Annotated in this window: 25 protein-coding genes; 7 read left to right on the forward strand and 18 right to left on the reverse strand. The window is 33.7% G+C overall.

Translation table 11 applies throughout. The features are described from left to right. Positions 1–29 precede the first annotated feature (29 nt). The 8 genes from ACUXVC_RS17245 to ACUXVC_RS17280 form a co-directional block, all read right to left on the reverse strand. Complete coding sequence (locus ACUXVC_RS17245) at positions 30–779, reverse strand: ABC transporter permease (protein ID WP_000837818.1); 750 nt, start codon at positions 777–779, stop codon at positions 30–32. Continuing rightward, on the reverse strand, positions 780–1,541 hold the full coding sequence (locus tag ACUXVC_RS17250) for an ABC transporter ATP-binding protein (RefSeq protein WP_144465783.1): 762 nt from the start codon (positions 1,539–1,541) through the stop codon (positions 780–782). It abuts the gene before it with no gap. 170 nt (positions 1,542–1,711) lie between these two features. Beyond that, a complete protein-coding gene (locus ACUXVC_RS17255) occupies positions 1,712–2,053 on the reverse strand; it encodes a DUF1048 domain-containing protein (RefSeq protein WP_000891986.1) in 342 nt (113 codons plus the stop codon). Positions 2,054–2,128: 75 nt separating this feature from the next. After that, positions 2,129–2,449 carry a PadR family transcriptional regulator gene (locus ACUXVC_RS17260; RefSeq protein WP_000429488.1) on the reverse strand — a complete coding sequence of 107 codons (321 nt, stop codon included), beginning with the start codon at positions 2,447–2,449 and terminating at the stop codon, positions 2,129–2,131. A gap of 487 nt (positions 2,450–2,936) precedes the next feature. Further along, entirely contained in the window at positions 2,937–4,223 is a 1,287-nt protein-coding gene (hcp, locus tag ACUXVC_RS17265) for a hydroxylamine reductase (protein ID WP_144465784.1), read from the reverse strand. Positions 4,224–4,924: 701 nt separating this feature from the next. Then, the gene (bla2, locus tag ACUXVC_RS17270) at positions 4,925–5,698 is read right to left on the reverse strand and encodes a BcII family subclass B1 metallo-beta-lactamase (RefSeq protein ID WP_144465785.1); all 774 of its coding nucleotides are present in this window, start codon (positions 5,696–5,698) and stop codon (positions 4,925–4,927) included. Positions 5,699–5,834: 136 nt separating this feature from the next. Next, positions 5,835–6,572: a glycoside hydrolase family 25 protein gene (locus ACUXVC_RS17275; protein WP_144465786.1), complete on the reverse strand. Its 738-nt coding sequence runs from the start codon at positions 6,570–6,572 to the stop codon at positions 5,835–5,837. 34 nt (positions 6,573–6,606) lie between these two features. Beyond that, positions 6,607–6,888 (reverse strand): MazG nucleotide pyrophosphohydrolase domain-containing protein, encoded by a 282-nt coding sequence (locus ACUXVC_RS17280; RefSeq protein ID WP_071731223.1) that lies wholly within the window; start codon positions 6,886–6,888, stop codon positions 6,607–6,609. Between the two features lie 124 nt (positions 6,889–7,012). Here ACUXVC_RS17280 and ACUXVC_RS17285 point away from each other — a divergent pair, with 124 nt between their 5' ends. After that, complete coding sequence (locus ACUXVC_RS17285; protein ID WP_000171773.1) at positions 7,013–7,303, forward strand: DUF3784 domain-containing protein; 291 nt, start codon at positions 7,013–7,015, stop codon at positions 7,301–7,303. A gap of 28 nt (positions 7,304–7,331) precedes the next feature. On the opposite strand, the gene ACUXVC_RS17290 is transcribed toward ACUXVC_RS17285, so the two are convergent. Further along, positions 7,332–7,613, reverse strand: a complete 282-nt coding sequence (locus tag ACUXVC_RS17290) for a hypothetical protein (protein ID WP_144465787.1) — start codon at positions 7,611–7,613, stop codon at positions 7,332–7,334. 130 nt (positions 7,614–7,743) lie between these two features. On the opposite strand from ACUXVC_RS17290, the gene ACUXVC_RS17295 reads away from it, so the two are divergent. Together ACUXVC_RS17295 and ACUXVC_RS17300 are read left to right on the forward strand one after the other, a co-directional pair. Then, entirely contained in the window at positions 7,744–7,938 is a 195-nt protein-coding gene (locus ACUXVC_RS17295; RefSeq protein ID WP_000819660.1) for a hypothetical protein, read from the forward strand. 100 nt (positions 7,939–8,038) lie between these two features. Then, on the forward strand, positions 8,039–9,076 hold the full coding sequence (locus tag ACUXVC_RS17300) for a serine hydrolase domain-containing protein (protein WP_144465788.1): 1,038 nt from the start codon (positions 8,039–8,041) through the stop codon (positions 9,074–9,076). 36 nt (positions 9,077–9,112) lie between these two features. Here ACUXVC_RS17300 and ACUXVC_RS17305 read toward each other — a convergent pair whose 3' ends face one another. The 4 genes from ACUXVC_RS17305 to ACUXVC_RS17320 form a co-directional block, all read right to left on the reverse strand. Further along, positions 9,113–9,361: a hypothetical protein gene (locus ACUXVC_RS17305; protein ID WP_000666948.1), complete on the reverse strand. Its 249-nt coding sequence runs from the start codon at positions 9,359–9,361 to the stop codon at positions 9,113–9,115. 277 nt (positions 9,362–9,638) lie between these two features. Continuing rightward, a complete protein-coding gene (locus tag ACUXVC_RS17310; protein WP_144465789.1) occupies positions 9,639–10,682 on the reverse strand; it encodes a flavin-containing monooxygenase in 1,044 nt (347 codons plus the stop codon). 150 nt (positions 10,683–10,832) lie between these two features. Further along, a complete protein-coding gene (locus tag ACUXVC_RS17315; RefSeq protein ID WP_095690442.1) occupies positions 10,833–11,186 on the reverse strand; it encodes a glyoxalase superfamily protein in 354 nt (117 codons plus the stop codon). Between the two features lie 13 nt (positions 11,187–11,199). After that, positions 11,200–11,892 carry a cyclic nucleotide-binding domain-containing protein gene (locus ACUXVC_RS17320; protein WP_088024314.1) on the reverse strand — a complete coding sequence of 231 codons (693 nt, stop codon included), beginning with the start codon at positions 11,890–11,892 and terminating at the stop codon, positions 11,200–11,202. Between the two features lie 108 nt (positions 11,893–12,000). Here ACUXVC_RS17320 and ACUXVC_RS17325 point away from each other — a divergent pair, with 108 nt between their 5' ends. From ACUXVC_RS17325 to ACUXVC_RS17335, 3 genes are all read left to right on the forward strand, one after another. Next, complete coding sequence (locus tag ACUXVC_RS17325) at positions 12,001–12,447, forward strand: DMT family transporter (protein ID WP_071739345.1); 447 nt, start codon at positions 12,001–12,003, stop codon at positions 12,445–12,447. 13 nt (positions 12,448–12,460) lie between these two features. Continuing rightward, positions 12,461–12,925 (forward strand): DMT family transporter, encoded by a 465-nt coding sequence (locus tag ACUXVC_RS17330; protein ID WP_000965811.1) that lies wholly within the window; start codon positions 12,461–12,463, stop codon positions 12,923–12,925. An 89-nt stretch (positions 12,926–13,014) separates the two neighbouring features. After that, positions 13,015–13,509, forward strand: coding sequence for a hypothetical protein (locus tag ACUXVC_RS17335; protein ID WP_098127940.1), 495 nt, complete (start codon positions 13,015–13,017; stop codon positions 13,507–13,509). Between the two features lie 40 nt (positions 13,510–13,549). Here the strand turns inward: ACUXVC_RS17335 and aiiA are convergent, their stop codons facing one another. From aiiA to ACUXVC_RS17350, 3 genes are all read right to left on the reverse strand, one after another. Next, positions 13,550–14,302, reverse strand: a complete 753-nt coding sequence (aiiA, locus tag ACUXVC_RS17340; RefSeq protein WP_098127938.1) for a quorum-quenching N-acyl homoserine lactonase AiiA — start codon at positions 14,300–14,302, stop codon at positions 13,550–13,552. A 401-nt stretch (positions 14,303–14,703) separates the two neighbouring features. Further along, on the reverse strand, positions 14,704–16,095 hold the full coding sequence (locus ACUXVC_RS17345; RefSeq protein ID WP_144465790.1) for an amino acid permease: 1,392 nt from the start codon (positions 16,093–16,095) through the stop codon (positions 14,704–14,706). A 537-nt stretch (positions 16,096–16,632) separates the two neighbouring features. Further along, on the reverse strand, positions 16,633–17,832 hold the full coding sequence (locus ACUXVC_RS17350) for a multidrug effflux MFS transporter (RefSeq protein ID WP_098127936.1): 1,200 nt from the start codon (positions 17,830–17,832) through the stop codon (positions 16,633–16,635). A gap of 397 nt (positions 17,833–18,229) precedes the next feature. On the opposite strand from ACUXVC_RS17350, the gene ACUXVC_RS17355 reads away from it, so the two are divergent. Next, complete coding sequence (locus ACUXVC_RS17355) at positions 18,230–18,796, forward strand: DUF5823 family protein (protein ID WP_065484590.1); 567 nt, start codon at positions 18,230–18,232, stop codon at positions 18,794–18,796. Positions 18,797–18,839: 43 nt separating this feature from the next. Here the strand turns inward: ACUXVC_RS17355 and ACUXVC_RS17360 are convergent, their stop codons facing one another. Beyond that, positions 18,840–19,064, reverse strand: coding sequence for a hemolysin XhlA family protein (locus ACUXVC_RS17360; protein ID WP_000390469.1), 225 nt, complete (start codon positions 19,062–19,064; stop codon positions 18,840–18,842). Positions 19,065–19,374: 310 nt separating this feature from the next. Next, the gene (locus tag ACUXVC_RS17365) at positions 19,375–19,653 is read right to left on the reverse strand and encodes a hypothetical protein (protein ID WP_078994393.1); all 279 of its coding nucleotides are present in this window, start codon (positions 19,651–19,653) and stop codon (positions 19,375–19,377) included. Positions 19,654–19,680: the final 27 nt, after the last annotated feature.

A 19,680-nucleotide genomic window follows, 5' to 3' on the forward strand; every position in this document is an offset into this window, starting at 1 on the left:
ATTCCTGAAGGTTTCGTTTATCACGTTTCTTACCCTAACTGACGTTTAAATGCTTTACTGGCGAAAAAGTAAGAGATGACCATTATACCTACGCACCAAGCGAGCGCAATCCAAATATCGTTACCAACAGTTCCTTCATATAAAAGAGCACGAATCGCATTCACGATTGAAGTTACAGGCTGATTCTCCGCAAACACACGAACAATTTTTGGCATCGTTTCGGTAGGCACAAAGGCCGAACTAATAAATGGAAGAAAAACTAGCGGGTACGAGTAAGCAGTCGCCCCTTCCATAGACCTCGCTTTCAATCCTGGAATGATAGCTAGCCATGTTAGCGCCAGCGTAAACATCCCTAGTATCCCAGCTACTGCAAGCCAATCTAGAATATTAGCGCTGGAACGAAAGCCCATTAAGAGTGCAACAAGAATAACCACCACGATAGTAAGTACATTAGCAACAAGAGAGGTTAAAACGTGAGCCCACAATATCGATGAGCGCTTAATAGGCATCGTAATGAAACGTGCCATCAGCCCACTCTTTACATCCGTAAAGAGTCGCACGGAAGTGTAAGCTACACCGGATGCGATAGCCATTAGCAAAATTCCCGGCAATAAATAATTGACGTAATTTTCCGTTCCAGTTTTTATTGCGCCGCCAAACACGTAGACAAATAATAGCATCATCATAATCGGTGTAATCGCTACTGTAATAATTGTATCCGGACTGCGCATAATGTTACGCATTAAACGACCTAGTAATACACCTGTTTTACTTTTCATTTACATCTCCTCCTTTTTGCCAATGATCGCAAGGAATATTTCTTCCAATGTCGGTTGCTTCTCGATATACTCCACTTTTGCTGGCGGGAACATCTCTTTTAGTTCAGCAAGAGTACCTGTCGTAATAATTTTTCCGCCATGCAAAATAGCGATACGGTCTGCCAGTTGTTCTGCTTCCTCCAAGTACTGAGTCGTAAGCAAAATAGTTGTACCGCTACCAGCAAGTTCCTTGACTGTATCCCACATTTCGCTTCGCGCTTCAGGATCAAGTCCAGTCGTTGGTTCGTCAAGAAAAATAACTGCTGGCGCCCCAATCAAACTCATCGCGATATCAAGCCGGCGCTTCATCCCGCCTGAATACTGATCTGCCCTTTGGTTTGCCGCATCAGTCAGGCTAAATCTTGCAAGTAGATTGTCAGCAACTTGAGCGGGATTGGAAACACCACGTAATTTGGCGATCATTATCAAGTTTTCCCTCCCTGTCAGCATACCGTCTAAAGCTGCGAACTGCCCTGTCAAACTGATACTTTGATGAACATGGTCTGGTTGACGCTGTACATCAAATCCGCAAATACTTACTTCACCGTTATCTTGCTTCATTAGCGTCGAAAGGATGTTAACTGTTGTCGTCTTTCCAGCTCCATTTGAGCCTAGCAGCGCGAAAATTTCTCCACGCTGCACCTCAAAATCTACCCCTTTTAAAACTTCCTTGTCTTTAAAGGATTTTTTCAAGCCTTTTACAGAAATCGCTGCATGACTCATACTTTTTTCCTCCCTATAAAAATGTTTTGCGAAGACTATTTATTTACCTCTATCTATTTAGTATCACTGATATTCTGTATTACTTAGTACCGAGTTAAAAATATAACTGAATAGCTATGATGGCAATTCATATGTGTAACCAGCTAATCAGTCGGTACTACTTATTCCATTTATTTTTTTCTCAATTTCTTCATAATACTTTCATTCAAATCTTCACGATACTTGGAGACGTAAGTTTTAGCATTTGCCACTAGTTCGTCAGCAAAGGAAGCCACGTCATCCCCAGTAATGTCAAGCACTTGTCTTCCTTCCGCTGCACCCGCTTCGAACAAATCGATTAATTCATACTGTATGTGTAACATATCCATCCCGTTACCCGCTGAAAAATTCCACATGTAGTTTTGAATTTTCTTAAATACAAATTGGTAGTCCTCTGGCAGAGCCTCAACTCGTGCCATCATCATTTTGTACTCTTTTTTATCACCAATTAACTTTTTGAACATTTCTAACATCTTATTTTCCTCCTTTTTTATAAAACCGAACAAGAAATTCTCAAAATATCGGCCGGAACATTTTATCTTATGAACCTATTTTGACTTCAAGACGTTAATTTTTGACGATACAAAATCCCATTTTTTCCAAAACAATTCAAGCTCCTGGCGGCCTTCTTCATTTAATGAATAAAACTTACGAGGCGGTCCCATATCTGATGGTTTCTTTTCAATATTCACAAGCTTTTTCTTCTCTAATCGTACGAGGATGGTATACACCGTACCTTCCACAACTTCGGTAAACCCAAGATCATTCAGGTGGCGGGTAATCTCATAGCCATACGTTTCACGGCGACTAATGATTTCCAGTACACACCCTTCCAGTGAACCTTTCAGCATTTCAGTTAAATTTTCCATGTCCTGATCCTCCTTTACCCCCTATTCTGTCTGACTTATATTCAGTATCACAGAGTACTAAGGCGAATTTTTTACTGAACAGTTTTTGTGAATCCGAACTATTCAGTATCACTTATTACATCTACATTGTATGACTAAGTAGCGATGGATGTCAACTGATTTTCAAATTTTTTCTATAATCCGCTATTACCTATTGTCTACTGAAAATATTTTGAGAAACAACACTACTCAGTATTGCTTATTACAACTACATTGTATGACTAAGTAGCGATGAATGTCAACTCGATTTTATATTTTTTTCTAAAATCAACTATTACCTATTCGATACAGCCTGTTTTCTTTTTTTAAATTTCCCCATACCTATCCCACTAAGAAAAGAAACTACCCCAAAATAAAAATTCTACATTTTTGTTTTGGGGCACTATACTATACCAAAGTTAATGAATATGGCTAGCTCTTCTTATTAATAAGACAGATCATTTTTTTGTTACGATAACATCATACCTATGTCTTCTGCTGCATTTGTAATTAGTTTTAAACCAAATGTTTCTTGTAATACATCAAGCACGCCAGGTGAAATAAATTCAGGAGCCTTTGGACCGATGCGAATATCTTGAATCCCAAGACTAAATAGCCCTAGTAAAATGGCAACCGCTTTTTGTTCAAACCATGATAGTACAATACTTACTGGCAATTCATTCACTTCACATTGAAAAGCATCAGCTAAAGCAGCCGCTATTTTCACTGTAGAAATTGAATTATTGCACTGTCCTAAATCAATGTAACGCGGAATTTCCGTACCAGGTACAACACCGTAATCCACATCATTAAAGCGGAATTTCCCGCAAGAAGTTGTTAAAATAACCGTTTCTGGCGGAAGCGACGTTGCTAATTCACGATAATATTCTCCGCCTTTTCCCGGTGCATCACAACCGGCGATAACAAAGAAACGCTTTATCTTCCCCTCTTTTACTGCATTAATAATTTCCGGAGCTAATGATAATACTGTATTATGATGAAACCCTGTTACTAACTGTTCATCCGACTCCATATGTACTTCTGAAAGTTCTAGTGCTTTTTGAATCAATGGTGTAAAATCATCATTTTCAATTTTTTGTACACCCTCTAAACCTGCAATGTCATATGAAAAGAATCGATCAGAGTATGATCCTTTAATTGGCATAACACAGTTCGTTGTAGCTAATATGGCACCAGTAAATTTTTCAAAAAGGCGTCTTTGATCATACCATGCCTTACCGATGTTTCCTTTTAAATGTTTATATTTTTTCAGTTGCGGGTATCCGTGTGCTGGTAGCATTTCAGAATGCGTATAAATATTAATGTCTTTTCCTTCTGTTTGCTTTAATAGTTCTTCTAATGCAAATAAATTATGGCCCGTAACTACAATTGCTTTACCTTCTACACGATTTTGTGTAATTTGTACAGGTTCTGGCACACCAAAATGATTCGTATGTGCCTCATCTAATAATTCCATCACCCGTAAAGCTGATTTCCCCACTTTCATAGCCATATCAATATGCTCTTGTTCGTTAAAATTAGAATTTGTTAATGTCATATATAAAGCTTCTTGTGTTGTAGCATCTACAAATGCATCCGTATACCCTAGCTGAGCAGCATGTGTGCGATAAGCTGCAATTCCTTTTAGCCCAAACACAATCGTATCTTGTAAACTCGCAATCGTTTCATTCTTGCCACAAACACCCATTACTTTACATCCGCCTGTTGGCGTTTGTTCACATTGATAACAAAACATATCATCCCACCCTCTCCCAATCATTCATTACACCTTAAGCATAATACCCATTGAAAAAAAGTGATGTGATATCAATCACAATAATATATAAATATTTGTGACAGTTCATATTGTTGACATAATACTTTTATTGACATCCAAAAAATATACATTAGTGTGCACACATCTTTCGATACTTTTAAATAGCTAAATAATTAATTTGGAGAAATATATACAACGAAAAAATTTTTTTGAATCCCTTATACAAATAATTGCAATTCATCTCATATGAAAATAGCGTATTTTTTATTTTAAGGAACTATCATTTTTTTATTAAAGCCTTCATTGTAAACCTCTTTATTTACAATACATTTACACTATCTTAACATTACTTACATTATTTATATGATATATTTATATAGAAGCTATTTAAGAAATTTCATATACATTTTATCTTTATGATCTCTAATCTAATCAATAAAAAGATCATGTTATATTTTTATAACAGGGGTGAATTACGATGACTGAAACTTTAAAAACACTTATAATGCTTGATGCTACTTACGTTGTTATTGCAATTATGACAGTACTAGTATTTGTATACTTGGAATTAAAATCTCAGTAATATATGCTGACGTAATCGACAAATTCAGCATTTAAATATAGTTAGAAGAAAGAGAGGAGAAAATTATTTCTCCTTTCTTTTGTATTTCTACAATTTCTTATTTTAATAAATCCAATGTATGTAAAAGTAATCCCTTTTCTCCTACTTCTCCATGACCAGGTACTACCGAATTTATATTTCCATATCGCTTCAGCACATTCTCAATCGATGTAGACCATTCATTTACATACGCATCCGCAACATTTCCTAAATCTTTAGCTTCCGCAGATTTTACTAAACAGCCTCCAGCTAAAATTTGATATTGTGGCAACCAAACAACAATATTATCTTCTGTATGTCCTTTCCCTGGATAGAACGTTTCTACTTTTGTATTGCCAAACTTCAAACTCGTAATTGTTTGTAAATCTCCAAGCGGCTCTTCATATCCACTGTTCTTTGCTAGTTCTGCGGTTAATGCTGTACTATGCGCTTTAATGCCTCTTTCTTTCAACGTTTTTATTCCGCCAATTCGATCAGCGTGCGCATGTGTAATAACGACATCTGTTACGCGCTTCTGAAATTTCTTTTCTACCATTTCTATTAGTTCCTTCGTTAATTTATCATCCCAAGAAGAATCAACAAGTACTAACCCTTTAGAAGTATTAAGAACTAGACCGTTCGAAGGAACTGCTTCTCCATTAAAATAACCTAACTCCGTATGAACCCATACATTCTTGTTTAACTGAGATATTGAAATGGTTCCCGTCTCATTTTTAATTACTGTTTGCTCTACCTTTTGTGATGCTTGTGCAGAAGAAATCGTGCTAACAAATTGAGTTGTTCCTAGTAAACTTACACATAATCCTACTTTTAACAACGTATTCTTTTTCATGTTATCAACCCTTTCTTTCAAGCTAAATAGTTATTACCTATATTAGACAATTCATCTCAAATGTTTGTTCCATCTTCATTTGCATACTTTTATGTAATTAACAAAAAAGCGTACACAATTTTGTACGCTTTAAAACTTAATCTTCCATTCCATAATTCTCAAACTCTTCCTCATTCCCATAAAATACATTCAAATCAATATACTTTTCTTTTCCATTATAACCGCTTAATCTCCCGCGGTTCGTGTATTGCCAAAACGTCCATTTTCTCTCATCAGATAAACTCGGTTTTGTAAGAACACTACGAATCCATATATTACATTTTGGATACGCATCCTTTATATATAAATCATACGCCTCTTGCGTTGCATACAATATTACTTTCTTATCGTAATGTTTTTCTAGCATTTCAATCATGACCGCCAACTTTTTCGTAACATCTTCACGCTTAGGCGGATTATCTTTTTTGTTAGCGTAAAACTCAACATCAATCACGGGTGGCAGTGCTTGTTTATATTTTGGAACAGTTCGTATAAATTGCTTTGCTTGTGTTTCACCCTTACTATCGAAACTAAAAAAATGGTACGCTCCGATGCGCATATCTGTCTTATTCGCATTCGTCCAATTTTTTGAAAAGTACTTATCTACAAACGAGCTTCCTTCAGTAGCCTTTATAAACGCAAACTTCATATTTTGCTTTTCCAACTCTCTCCAATCTATATCTCCTTGATACGATGCGACATCTACACCTTTTATTTCATACTTATCAGCACTTATTTGATTCGGAATGAATATGCCTTGAAAAATTAAGTAAACGATAACACTTATTACACTAATTAAAGTAAAGATTCCTCCTATAATAAGCTTCTTTTTCATTCATATCACCCATCTTTACAAATTAAAATTCTACTTACCATTCGCGCTTTTTATTAATTTTCATTTTTTCTTCAAACGCCTTCTCTAAATCAATATTTAATTTATTTGCTAAATCACATACATTCCAAATTACATCAAACATTTCTAAACCGATTTCTCTTTTCGCATCTTGTATTGTATCACGCTTTAATATGACTTCCGCTAATTCACCTAATTCCGCCATCGTATATATCGTACGCTCTTCAATTGTTGTATCTTGAAATCCTTTTTCTTTACTGAAATTTGATACATACCTCTGAAACTCCACAATATTCATACTTAATCTCCCCTCATTACCAATACTCCATTTTTCTATTACACTTAAAACTAAAATTATATTTTGTTAAATTATAACATTCGGACTATAATTTATTTATAGCCCATTAACGGAGGTGTTTGCAATGACTCTCTTCGCTTCACCAACATTATTTATAGTAGCAATCATTTCATTTGCACTAGCTTATTTCATCGGAGTAAAGCAGTACACTTGGCTCTTATCAGGATTCAACGAACGCCGCGTGCCTGATAAAGTGAAACTATCAAAAATAGTAGGTCTTTATAATTTAATTGCTGGTGTCATTGCGACAATCGGTAGTGTCTTCACTACGCCTAATGTCACAATCGTTATTCCTATCACTCTAATTGGACACTTTATAATCGCGGCTTATGTAAATACACGCATGGTGCAGTAAAAAAGATCACCCAAATGGATGATCTTTTTTATAATCTATCAACATATTGCTTCGCTTCTAGTAAGGAAAAACCAAAAGCTTCTCTTACTCTCTTAACTGCTGTAATTTTTTTGCCTTCTTCTACAAGCTGGCGTAGTTCTTTATTAATTTCAGGTTCTCTTTCTATAATTCCCATTTCTTTCGTAATTAATTGTAATCTATCTTCAATTCTCTTTAAACGCGCATCATTTTTCTTTTCAATTGTAGTTAATTTTTCAGCGATATAAATGAAACCAACAGCTACTATCAGTATAACCATCCAGAATTCCATGAATGTTCCCCCTTACTAACTTTCATTTGTTTTATTTCACTAACTTATGTAAATTTTACCACATCAAACATTTAATGTATAATACTACTATATCAAACTGTTAAAACCTATTATTTTAGGGGGACACTTTATGAAAAGATTTTTAAATACATTACTTCAATTTGTAGTTCTTTCAATCGTGCTACATTTATTATTTGATATAGTTGGTTGGCTTGTTTTCAATGCACCAATTAAAAACAAACAAATCATTATTTCTTTAATAACAATCTCATGGGTTATGTACATGTACCGAGACAAATTTTTTCAAAAGTTCACTTCAAACTAACTAAAAAAGAAAACACTTCATTGGTGAATGACGAAGTGTTTTCTTTTTTTTACTACTGTATAATAAAAATAATATTCTGTCTTTAAAGAAAGGAGTCACCATGAACTTAAAAAGTAGCAATATATACGAGAAAATGAACCAATATTCCGTTGCAGGTTTAAGCCTCGCTGTTATATGTAATGGCAAACTAGATGAAGCGACTGCCTTTGGAACACTTGAAGCTGGAACAACTAGAGCTGTTACTACAAATTCTCTCTTTAATTCTTGTTCTATCAGCAAATTCATCACTACAATGCTCGTACTAATGTTATCAGATCAAGAAATCTTGCATTTAGACGAAGACGTAAATGATAAACTCACATCTTGGAACATTCCTACTAATCTATTTACTTCACAAAAAAGCATCACTTTGAGAAACTTATTAAGCCATCAATCTGGACTCATTGATCCACCTAATAGTTTTGAACATTATACACCTGCAAAAGGCTTACCTAATATGTCTGAGCTCCTTTCCGGTAAAACACTATATTGCCCCGTACCTATAGAGGTAACTTATAAACCAGAAAGTGAATTTCACTACTCAGACGCAAACTTTTGTATAATCGAACTACTACTAGAAGATATTACAGGAAGATCATTTAGTCAGTTATTAGAAGAACACATCTTCCAGCCATTACAAATGAAAAATAGTACACTTTTTTCTCCAAAAGACATAGATAAAACCGATGTTTTTGCTTGCGGACATAATAAAGATAGAACTGTAACAAATGAGAAGTATCCATTTTATCCATTCGCAGCTGCTTCAGGTATTTGGACAACACCAACTGACTTATCAGCTTTAGTTATTGAAATCATTCATTCCTTACAAGGAAAGGGCAAACTAAAAATTTCTCAAAAATTAGTAATAGACATGATTTCTCCTCAAGGTTGCTCAAAATGGACTGGATTAGGTGTTTTTCTAGATGATTCTAATGAAGAATTACAGATTTATTCACTCGGATGGGGCGTTGGATTTCAATGTATGATGGTTTGTTATCCATACTGCGGGAATGGTGCTGTTATTATGACCAATTCCGATTTAGGTGTTCATCAAATGGAAGGGATCATTGGTGAGGTTGTAAAAACGTTACCCTTATAATGAAAATAAAGAAGCTGTTCCTTCCAGCTTCTTTATCTATATAACATTTTTCGCAACAATTTTTATATGTTCTGGTGCGATAATCTCCGTTATACTTTCTTGGAAATCTTCCCGCAACATTTCTTCCAAATGTTCTAACTGCACTTCAACATGAGTGCATTCTAAATTATGTATATTTAACAGTGCATAATGATCTTTCTTCTTAATTACTAAATATTGATTTTCCTCTGTCACAAGTACAGAACCTAATCGGACTCCTAGTAAGCGTTGATCATCAAACTTCATAATTACTTCTCCTTTCTGCTTTAAAAATGTAATGACTACAAAAACCAATTTAAGGAAATAAATCCTATATTGACTATATCACACTTTAGTAAAATATAAATATCATATTTCCTTTTACTAAAAACCCCCTATTCTTTCATATATTTCGATACAAAAAACTTTCTCAACATTAAATTTGAATTTTCAGTTTTTAATTCTATGAAAATCTATTATAATAAAGTTAATAAATGTTTGACCTCTCCTAATTCATGTACATATGGATGATCAGTAGTTATTGCTACTGATCTATTTTTTTGATTTCAGAAAGTACATACTCTGCATCCTTTCCTACACCACAAATAAGTGCGGAACCCCTTTGAGATTGCCATGGTAAACCGATATAATACAATCCTTTTACTGGACTGATTCCCTTTATATGATTAGGAAATCCTTTCTCATTCACTGCCTGTTCAATTTCAATCCAATTATAATTTTGAACAAAACCAGTTGACCATATAATGCTTTCTGCACTATAAGTATCACCATTCTGAAACATAATGTTATTTCCTGATGCACTTACTACTTTTTCTTGCAGTTTGATTGCTCCATTACGAATAAGTTTCTTACCTTCAAAACCGAAAATAGGGTCCTTTCTCTTCTGAAACCATCTTCCCCTCTTTGTATTTATTTCAGCGTACAATAAACCCACTTTTTCTAGCAGATTAAAAATACTTTTTCCAAAAAGTTGTAACGGTAAAAACGTTAAAGGATGACTAATAGACACCGTAACTTCATGAGTCTTTGCCAGTTCTACTGCAATTTGCATTCCTGAATTCCCACCACCTACTACTAGTACTTTTCCCTTAGGAATTTGTGATGGTGATTTATATTGTGATGAATGTATTTGAAAAATATGTGATGATAGATTTGCTGAAACTGAGGGAATAAACGGTTGCTGAAAAGCACCTGATGCGATAATAACTTTTTTCGTTTGTAAAATTTCTGTAGGAGTATGTAATTCAACTATTTCTTTTTCTTTCTTTATTTTTAGAACTTCCGTTTGTAATTGTACCGGTAATTGAAAATGTCTTGCATATTCTTCTAAATAAGTTGCAATTTCATCTTTATATGGAAATTCATTTTTTTCACCTATTAACGCCATACCCAGCAAGCTACTGTAGGACCTTGGGGTAAAAAGCTGCAAAGAATCATATCGATTTCTCCATGAATCACCAACTCGTTTTCCTGCCTCAAGTAATAAAAAATTATACCCTTCTTGCTTCAAGTAATATCCCATTGTTAATCCAGCTTGACCCGCCCCAATAATAATTAGATCTTTCATTCTAATCCCTCCTCTTCTTAAACGTATGAATACTTGTTCATATATTCATACGTTTCCATAATCATAACATTTTCTTTTTATATGATTCAATATCTACTCAAAATAAAAAAGAGCAGTTCACTGCTCTATGAACTACTCTTCATTCCATTTCTACAATTTTTCCTCGTATAGTGTAATTCTATTTGAAAACGGATCAATCACAGTTAATTCAATTGTACCCCAAGATGTTTTTTCTATATTTGGTTTCGAATAAGCATATTCTTGACTTAATAATACAGAATGATAATCCTTTACATCATCTATTTTGATCCGAATCGCACCACCTGGTGAGGCATCACCATGATGTTCTGATAAATGTATCACAGCATCCTGTAACGAAATTTGCAAATATAATGGCATATTTTCCTCATACCGATGTTCCCAATCCAGTTTAAATCCTAAAAAACCTAAGTAAAATAGTTTTGCTTTTTCAATATCAAAAATTCTAAATATAGGTGTTATCATTTATACTCTCCTCCTATTTATAAACATCTGCTGCCAATTCTCTCAAAACATCCACGTTTACTACTTCATAGCATCCATCGTTCTTCTTTATTATCTCTTTATCACAAAAAATATTTAATGTTCGCAACAAATGCCGATAGCTCGTTCCTAACAATTCCGCTATTTCCGTTAAATTCCCACTAAATACAATTCTATTTTCATGCTGAACTGCTCGTTCCCCTGCTGCTAACATGTAACTCGCCAGTCTATTTTCAAGTGGATACAATAAATTAATTGTACTGTTTTTGGAAAGTCGGTTTAATTTATGTGCTAATGATCCGCAAATACATCTTAAAAATTTCGCATCATGAAATAGCTTATTTCTCACTTTTCCTAAAGGTAACCCCACACAATACGAATCTGCCATCACTTGTACGTTTGAAGTGATTCTTTGAGAATGAATTAACTCCACATCTCCAAGTAACTGCAAACTATCGTAAAAACATAATAATACCGATTTTCCGTTACTTAATGTGTTAAACGCTTTCGCTTTTCCTTCAACAAAGAAATATAAATAATCTATCTCTTCATTTTCTCTACAAATAAACTCATTCTTTTTAAAAAATATAAGCTCCATATATGGTTTCATATTATTAGTAAAAAATGAATCAATGTTATTTTGCTTTATATACTCTGCTAATTTAATTGAATTACATATTTTCTTCATAGTCCCCCACCTTTACAACTCATCCCCATTGTAATCAAAATTTTCTTCTTCCACTATGACATATGTCATAACAATACACAATTTCAGCATGATACAGTCATTACAAATATGAATTACAAAGGGGATATTACATTGTATAACTTTCTTTCTGTCTTTATTGGTGTGCTCATCGCCGTTATGCTTCCACTGAATGGGATTTTATCTGAGTTAATTGGCAAGTACACAGCAAGCGTGGTCATTCACCTTGTCGGTTTAATTGCAGTTATCTTCATTTTAATCATAAACAAAAACAAAATTCGTTTCGATAAAAGTATTCCACTTTTTTTATATAGCGCTGGAGCGATTGGAGTATTCACTGTTCTTTTTAACAATATAAGTTTCTCCGTCCTTGGTGCTTCTATTACGATCGCATTAAGTTTACTCGGTCAATCCATTGCTTCCATAGTTATTGATCATTTCGGTTTATTAGGAATGAAAGTTGCAAAGTTTGAAAAGAAAAAACTAGTTGGATTAGCATTCATCTCTTCTGGGATTATTATCATGACAATATATTAATGGGGGCAAAAATATGTTATATATTACGATCGCTATTTTAGCTGGTGTTTCTATCGTCGTTGCTAGAATTATTAACGCGAATTTAGCAAAGGAAATTGGAAACTGGGAAGGCACGTTTTTCAATTATATTACTGGATTATTTTTCTCTATGTTATTTTTAATTTTCAGTTCAGATTCATTGTATATCCCTATTCATAAGTTGCAATCTATTCCTATCGCCGTATACTTAGGCGGATTAGTAGGCGTTATCGTTATTTCATTATCCAACTATATTACTCCTAAAATATCAGCCTTTTATTTAACATTACTCATCTTTATCGGACAATTATTTGCGGGGACTATTATTGATTTCTTCCTGACAAATGAACTCTCAATTGGTAAAGTTATCGGTGGCATTTTCGTATTAATTGGGCTCACTTACAATTTACTCATAGATCGCCCGATAAAAACTGTGAAGCATAACCAAGTTCAACTATAATACTTTACGCTTACCTATCATATATTAATAGAAAAGCTCTTCACACGAAGTAATAGAGAGGAGAAAATCCTATTAAAAAAATTATTTTATTGCTAGGTAGCGTATTAATTATTTCTGGAATTGCATGGTTTATAAACTCGGGAAAATCTATTCAAGATCTCTATACTGCAAATAAACCGAAAAAGAAAGCTACTATTATTTCAAGCTCGCGAGATCCAAATGAGCCCCCTGTTTTTTTAGGAAAACAGGAAATAAAAGATATACATGTAGAATCAATTAAAACAAAACAGGATATCTTTCTCACAAAAACAGATGAATTAAAAACGTTTATTAACAGTATGAATACCGCAAAAAAAGGTAAATTAACATTAGATGAAGAAGGATCAGACTTAATAGATTGTGATATGTGGATTACTTTCGAGGATGGAACTTATAAAAAATATTTCATATGGGTAGTTGATCATCACAGCAGCGAAGTGATGATTGCTCAGCAAGATACTCCTGATGATGTAAACCTCAAGTACTATCAATTAAATGAAGATAGCTCAAAAAAGGTTTATAACTTATTCAAAAAAATTATTTAAACGAAAAAGTCATGAGCACGTAAGCTCATGACTTTTTGCATTATATATATTCAGGGAACACTTTACATCCCTTTTCCTGTTCTATATCATGACCAAAGAAAATAATTGGCTTCTCTTTCATCACAACTTCTTTTAAACGTTTAATTGAAGATAAAGCTAATTCCGAATCAAATCCCGCGAACGGCACTTCATCTTCAAAATTTTCTTTCGTGTACGATGCATCAATTGTTAATAAAACTGAACCGGATTGCTCCGTCTCAATGAATAACGACTGATGGCCTGGAGAATGACCTGGCGTATACAATAATTGAACACCTGGTACCACTTCATAATCCCCTTCAATAATTTTGTAGTTCAAATGCGGTAATATACATTCTTTCATATATTCTTCTCTATGAAGTGCTGCCTCATATTCCTTTCGCTGCACAATAATCGGTGTATTTGTAAAAACACCGTTTCCTCCTGCATGATCAAAATGTAAGTGAGAACTAATAATATATAAAAGGTCGTCCGGCTCATACCCTACACGCTTTAATATATTCACGATTCTATCTTCTTCAGTCATTTTCGGTAAAATCTGTCCTTCAACAAATGTACCGTTAAAAAGCCCTTCATTATTAACTGCACTTTCTGGCATACCTGTGTCTACTAAAATAGGACCTTCTTCCGTCTCCAAAAGATAACACCAAACCGGCAAGTCTAATAGTTTCCCTGGAGTTAAAGTACTGTTAACAGACGAATGATCCAACATACAACGACCTGCTGGGATGAAATAAAGTTTCTTTACTGTCATTATGTATCCACCTTTACATTTAGTTTTGGATAAAGTAATACAGTAAAAAATTCTTCTTTTTAGAAATAAACTCCTTCTAGACTATCAGTACAGCTTACATAAAAATGAAACATTAACACCGATTAACGCTGAAAACTTAAAGAAAGCACATGCACTACTTGAAAGCGGGCACACCATTGGAAAAATCGTATTAGAGAAATTTTAATCATGATAGTGACAGATAGTATGTAAAATTATATTAACGATTTTTCGAATATATCTATCATAACGTACAATATATCAACGATTTTTCAAATATATCTATCACAAATCAAATTATATCAACGATTCGACAAGGTATATTGATTTATCGACAAATAACAACAATAAGAAAAGGCTGTTCCAGATGAACAGCCTTTTCTTTATTTACTTGAAATCTCTTTATTATTTTGAACGTCTAACGGAGCTCGCTTTCCTATTCCAAAAGCATAGAAACTAATTGTAACGATAGCTAAGAAAATAATACCTACAACTAATGAAATACGAGTATCATCGTTAAACCACATTCCGATTAATACCATAATTAAAAAGGCAATCGTTAAATAGTTTGTTACAGGAGCAAATGGCATTTTGAACGGATGATCTTTCATCTCTGCTCCCTTTTCTTTTCTAAAATTAATTTGACTAATTAAAATGACAAACCATGGTACCATACCAGGGAGTACACTCGCGCTATATACATATACGAATAAATTTTTCGGTGCGATGTAACTTAAAACAACACCAATCGCCAGACCGATAATTACGCCAACTGTACCGAATAAAGGTACACCATTTCCAGAAAGTTTCGTGAAATATTTCGGTGCTTGTCCATTTACACCTAACGTATAAAGCATACGTCCAGCACTATAAATACCACTATTACAACCAGACATTGCCGCTGTAATTACAACGAAGTTAATAAGTCCAGCTGCTGCCGTAATACCAACTTTCGCAAAAGTCGCTACGAACGGGCTACCAATTGTACTTAATTGATCCCACGGATATACAGTTACAATAACAAAAATAGCACCAATATAGAATATTAAAATACGCCAAATTGTACTTTGAATCGCTCTTGTAAGTGTCTTCTTCGGATTTTTCGCTTCGCCAGCAGTAATTCCGATTAATTCCACACCTTGATACGCTCCAACTACAAGTGATAATGCAAAGAAGAATCCTGAAAAACCACCTGTAAAGAAACCGCCATTTGACCAAAGATTAGATATGCCAATCGCTTCTCCGCCGTTACCAATTCCGAAGCAAATAAGACCAAATCCCGCAATAATCATTAATAGAATCGTAACGATTTTAATCATCGCAAACCAAAATTCAAATTCACCAAATGACTTAACAGAAATTAAGTTAGCTGCGCCAAGAATGACCATTGCGATTATACCTGGTATCCAAGCTGGTAAGTCCGGGAACCAATATTGCATATACGCTCCAACCGCGATAATTTCTGACATCCCAACGATAACCCACTGGAACCAGTTACTCCAAGCTGTCATATAACCAGCTAGCGGATGAATATACTTATGACCGAACGTCGCAAATGAGCCTGTACTTGGCTCCATATACAACATTTCTCCCATGGCACGCATGATGAAGAAGATGAAAATACCTGCAATGGCATAAGCAAGCATTACTGACGGACCTGTCCATTTAATTGTGCTGGCTGACCCCATAAACAAACCAACACCAATCGTTCCGCCTAAAGCAATCATTTGAATATGACGTGCTTCTAAACCTCTTTTCAATTCTTTGTTTGCCACTTCACTTCCCCCTCTTAGATGATTCATAGCCGCATTTTAAAACAAGATGCTTTCCCCTAATTCCTTTCGGCTCTGAAAATGATGAAGCAAACGTCATTTTACACTAGCTTTAAAGCTATCCTAAAATCGTTTTGTGCTCCTAATAAAATTCTCAAAACCTTTCATCTTCCAATATTCTATAAATCTTAAAATTACTTACCTTATATTAATTCATTAATCTGAAAAATTCAATTATTTTTTCAATAAATTATTATACATAAGTCTGATTAATTTTTAACTAAATTAACAATAAAATACATCTATTCAATATGATTCCGGCATGTATATTATTACAATATACATAACAGAGGAGAGCATTTCTTCCTCGGCTTCATATGTCAAATACTTCAACCTTTATAGTTGATAACGTAATTTCCCACACATTCGATTTATATACCAATGAGAAATTTAATATATTAATAAACTACTAACTTCTTTACCCCAGCCAAAATATAAAAGAGTCTCATTTAAAAATGAGACTCTTTTACGATTTCATATTTAAACCGATTTCAAAGTTTGCTTACCAAATATAAACACCCTAGTAAACACTGCCATTATAACTACAATAACTAGAAAATAAAGTGGCATCACTAGTAACGAGCCCGTATGCAGTTGACTCATTCCCCAAATTGTCATCGTTACAATTACATAGTACCCTAAGCTAAACAACGCTCCAGCTGTACCAATGACATCTTGAAAATCTACTAATGCTAAACTTAAACAATTAGGTAACGCTACTCCAATCCCTAATAACAATATAAACATCGCTATTAAAAATCCAATCATATATATTATGTTTTGGTTTGATCCCAATGCTGTAATAACAGTTAAAAGGATAGCTCCCACTGTCATTACAAGACAACCAATATATATAATTTTCTCTGGTCTATACGTGGCAAGCAATCGTTTTGAAACTTTCGCCCCAATAATAGAAGCAGACGCAACAACAATTCCTAAAAACCCGTACATACTAGGCGATAACTGAAAGTATTCAATAAAGATAAACGGGGCTTCTGCATAATAGCTAAATAAAACACCATTTGCTCCTCCAATTAATAGCCCATACGTTACTACTTTCGGATTTGTAATTAACTTCTTAAAGACTGAAAACACATTTATTTTATTCGTTACTGAGTCCGTCTTTGTTTCAGGAAGAGAAACAAACGTATACAGAAAAATACCGATACTCATAACTACTAAACTTAAAAATACTATTTTAAATCCAAACATTTGATCAAGAAAGCCACCAATTAACGGTCCTATCGCTGGTGTAAAAGCAATGACTGCCGAGATTTGAGCAAACATAACATGCCTCTTATGCCCTTCTACACTTTCACGAAGAATCGTTTGTGTAACCACGGATCCTGCACTTGCTCCAAACGCTTGAATAAAACGACTTACCAATAAAACTTCAATGGAATTTGCAATAAAGCATAAGAAACTCCCAGCGCCATATATTACAATTCCAAATAACATTGCTGGGCGACGGCCAATTATATCTGATAGCCATCCAATAAAAAATACACCTAAAGCAAATCCAGCAAAATACACACTAAGCGTTAACTGCACCTCATTATTACTTACATGTAACGCCTTTGAAATGTCCGGTAAAGACGGTGTGTAAATCGTTTCACTAATTTGCGGAAATGCGACAAGAACAATCATTAACAAAAGTGATGGTACTGAGACTTTTTTCATTTTTCATACCCTCCTATAACTTTGAAAATCCCAGAAATAAAAAGACTTTCCTTAGCTACGGAACAGGAGGGGCCATTATAGAAATCCGGTCATAAAACAACAAAGAAAACACCTCAATTACGTATGTTAATACTTATAGGAGGGTAATATTAACATCGATTTTTAAATATACTTTTTCAATTATATTACATATTACTTTTATTTTTCTAGTATTAACGTTCAAATGTTCTTTTTATATTAGTGAACAACTAATACACGCCATAGAAGATAACTACTTGATATAACCACCTTATTATGGAATAATTAGAAATAGTTTGAATCTATAAACCTAATTATAAAATGATATACTCATATATTCCTAATGTCATAAAGCTGAACAAGTAGGAGGACTTTCGTAATGATTGAAATTTTAAGGACAGTAGTAAACTTTCTAATTTCTCTATTCTCAGGAGAATTACCATTTGTATATTATGTATGGATTATTACCCTATTCCTAATTCAAATAACCCAATCTACTCTAAACTATAAACTCTTTAACAAGAAAGACAATTTCAGCACTTATATATTGGAAGGATTACTTGCTTTTATTATTTTATTGTTTGGAGGAATATTAGTATCTAAGTTACTTGCTTACATAATAGACGATCCTACTATTAATATGACGAATTTAACACATTATTTTGTTTCTCTTATCATATTAACTATATTTGTCGTAATAACCTGTGTTAAAGACTTTATAGAGACATCTATAAAGAATAAAAATATATCCCTTTTGAGCTTTTTAGTAATTTCCTTCATAACAAGTATACTTTCATTCAAGTTTTTATCACCTTTAATTGAAGGTTCTTTTTCTCTTTCTAAATCTTTTATCACCACTTTAATCATTCTTGTAACTATATCAATCCCTCTATTAATTTCCTTAGAGGATAAGTATGCAGACGAAAAGGAAACGGAAAATTTATAGTTTCTCATTTACATAAAAGAAAGAGGGAGCTCCCCTCTTTCTTTTAAATCATCCCTTTTAATATCAATCCTAAAACTGACATTATTATCGCACTAATAATAATTCGCAAAATCCAAGTAGTGTTTGTACTTATTTTTTCTAATTGCTTATTGATTGTTGCTATATCTTTCTCATTAATAGTAGTACGCGTTTCTAAATTTCGAATGTCTCTCATCATTTCTTTTTGCTCCGCCTTGAGACTGTCAATTTTAGCGTAAACATCTTCCATATATTCACACCCTCTGTTCATCTTAATAGAAAAATCTATATATATTATGAGACAACCCTCTTACCTGTGAATACATTGCGTATATCCGCGTACCAAATTTTTTGTACAATCTAATTGAATTACTCACATGTTTCCATTCTTCTATTTATAAATTAGCGTTAAGATAGATTAAAATTTAAAAAGGGACCCCTTGCTTATTTAACAACAAACAAAGTGCAATCCAACATTCGGGAGCACATACGATAATTTCTATTGTTTTCATCACCATTTTCATATTTACAACGCAATATAAATCCACTTTTTGAACTGTTTAAAGTATACTAATATGAATATGAAATAGCTGTATTGATAAACTCTCTAGAACAATAAATATACTGGCTGAAACAGATCTATATCCGATATTTTTTCCAGTAACATGTATGGTTATTTCTGATAAATGCGTTTGTACATCATTGTTTTCAAAAATTTCATCCTCAACCTTTACAATATCTGCTTCACAATCTACTTCTTTAAAAGTTTTCAATAATTTTGTTTCCAATAAACTACAATCAAAATTCTCATCTTTTATTACGGCAAATTTAACCTTCATATCGATTTCCCCATTTTTAACAAACTA

This window comes from Bacillus sp. N6, assembly GCF_052805735.1.

Excerpts from the sequence above, each read along its gene's own strand:
- ACUXVC_RS17325 (WP_071739345.1), top strand. The coding sequence starts at position 12,001 with ATGAATTACAAAGGGGATATTACATTGTATAACTTTCTTTCTGTCTTT.
- ACUXVC_RS17350 (WP_098127936.1), bottom strand. The coding sequence starts at position 17,832 with ATGAAAAAAGTCTCAGTACCATCACTTTTGTTAATGATTGTTCTTGTC.
- bla2 (WP_144465785.1), bottom strand. The coding sequence starts at position 5,698 with ATGAAAAAGAATACGTTGTTAAAAGTAGGATTATGTGTAAGTTTACTA.
- ACUXVC_RS17360 (WP_000390469.1), bottom strand. The coding sequence starts at position 19,064 with ATGGAAGATGTTTACGCTAAAATTGACAGTCTCAAGGCGGAGCAAAAA.
- hcp (WP_144465784.1), bottom strand. The coding sequence starts at position 4,223 with ATGTTTTGTTATCAATGTGAACAAACGCCAACAGGCGGATGTAAAGTA.
- ACUXVC_RS17280 (WP_071731223.1), bottom strand. The coding sequence starts at position 6,888 with ATGAATATTGTGGAGTTTCAGAGGTATGTATCAAATTTCAGTAAAGAA.
- ACUXVC_RS17295 (WP_000819660.1), top strand. The coding sequence starts at position 7,744 with ATGAAAAGATTTTTAAATACATTACTTCAATTTGTAGTTCTTTCAATC.
- aiiA (WP_098127938.1), bottom strand. The coding sequence starts at position 14,302 with ATGACAGTAAAGAAACTTTATTTCATCCCAGCAGGTCGTTGTATGTTG.
- ACUXVC_RS17320 (WP_088024314.1), bottom strand. The coding sequence starts at position 11,892 with ATGAAGAAAATATGTAATTCAATTAAATTAGCAGAGTATATAAAGCAA.
- ACUXVC_RS17315 (WP_095690442.1), bottom strand. The coding sequence starts at position 11,186 with ATGATAACACCTATATTTAGAATTTTTGATATTGAAAAAGCAAAACTA.
- ACUXVC_RS17310 (WP_144465789.1), bottom strand. The coding sequence starts at position 10,682 with ATGAAAGATCTAATTATTATTGGGGCGGGTCAAGCTGGATTAACAATG.
- ACUXVC_RS17365 (WP_078994393.1), bottom strand. The coding sequence starts at position 19,653 with ATGAAGGTTAAATTTGCCGTAATAAAAGATGAGAATTTTGATTGTAGT.
- ACUXVC_RS17255 (WP_000891986.1), bottom strand. The coding sequence starts at position 2,053 with ATGTTAGAAATGTTCAAAAAGTTAATTGGTGATAAAAAAGAGTACAAA.
- ACUXVC_RS17260 (WP_000429488.1), bottom strand. The coding sequence starts at position 2,449 with ATGGAAAATTTAACTGAAATGCTGAAAGGTTCACTGGAAGGGTGTGTA.
- ACUXVC_RS17275 (WP_144465786.1), bottom strand. The coding sequence starts at position 6,572 with ATGAAAAAGAAGCTTATTATAGGAGGAATCTTTACTTTAATTAGTGTA.
- ACUXVC_RS17355 (WP_065484590.1), top strand. The coding sequence starts at position 18,230 with ATGATTGAAATTTTAAGGACAGTAGTAAACTTTCTAATTTCTCTATTC.
- ACUXVC_RS17305 (WP_000666948.1), bottom strand. The coding sequence starts at position 9,361 with ATGAAGTTTGATGATCAACGCTTACTAGGAGTCCGATTAGGTTCTGTA.
- ACUXVC_RS17285 (WP_000171773.1), top strand. The coding sequence starts at position 7,013 with ATGACTCTCTTCGCTTCACCAACATTATTTATAGTAGCAATCATTTCA.
- ACUXVC_RS17300 (WP_144465788.1), top strand. The coding sequence starts at position 8,039 with ATGAACTTAAAAAGTAGCAATATATACGAGAAAATGAACCAATATTCC.
- ACUXVC_RS17330 (WP_000965811.1), top strand. The coding sequence starts at position 12,461 with ATGTTATATATTACGATCGCTATTTTAGCTGGTGTTTCTATCGTCGTT.
- ACUXVC_RS17245 (WP_000837818.1), bottom strand. The coding sequence starts at position 779 with ATGAAAAGTAAAACAGGTGTATTACTAGGTCGTTTAATGCGTAACATT.
- ACUXVC_RS17250 (WP_144465783.1), bottom strand. The coding sequence starts at position 1,541 with ATGAGTCATGCAGCGATTTCTGTAAAAGGCTTGAAAAAATCCTTTAAA.
- ACUXVC_RS17290 (WP_144465787.1), bottom strand. The coding sequence starts at position 7,613 with ATGGAATTCTGGATGGTTATACTGATAGTAGCTGTTGGTTTCATTTAT.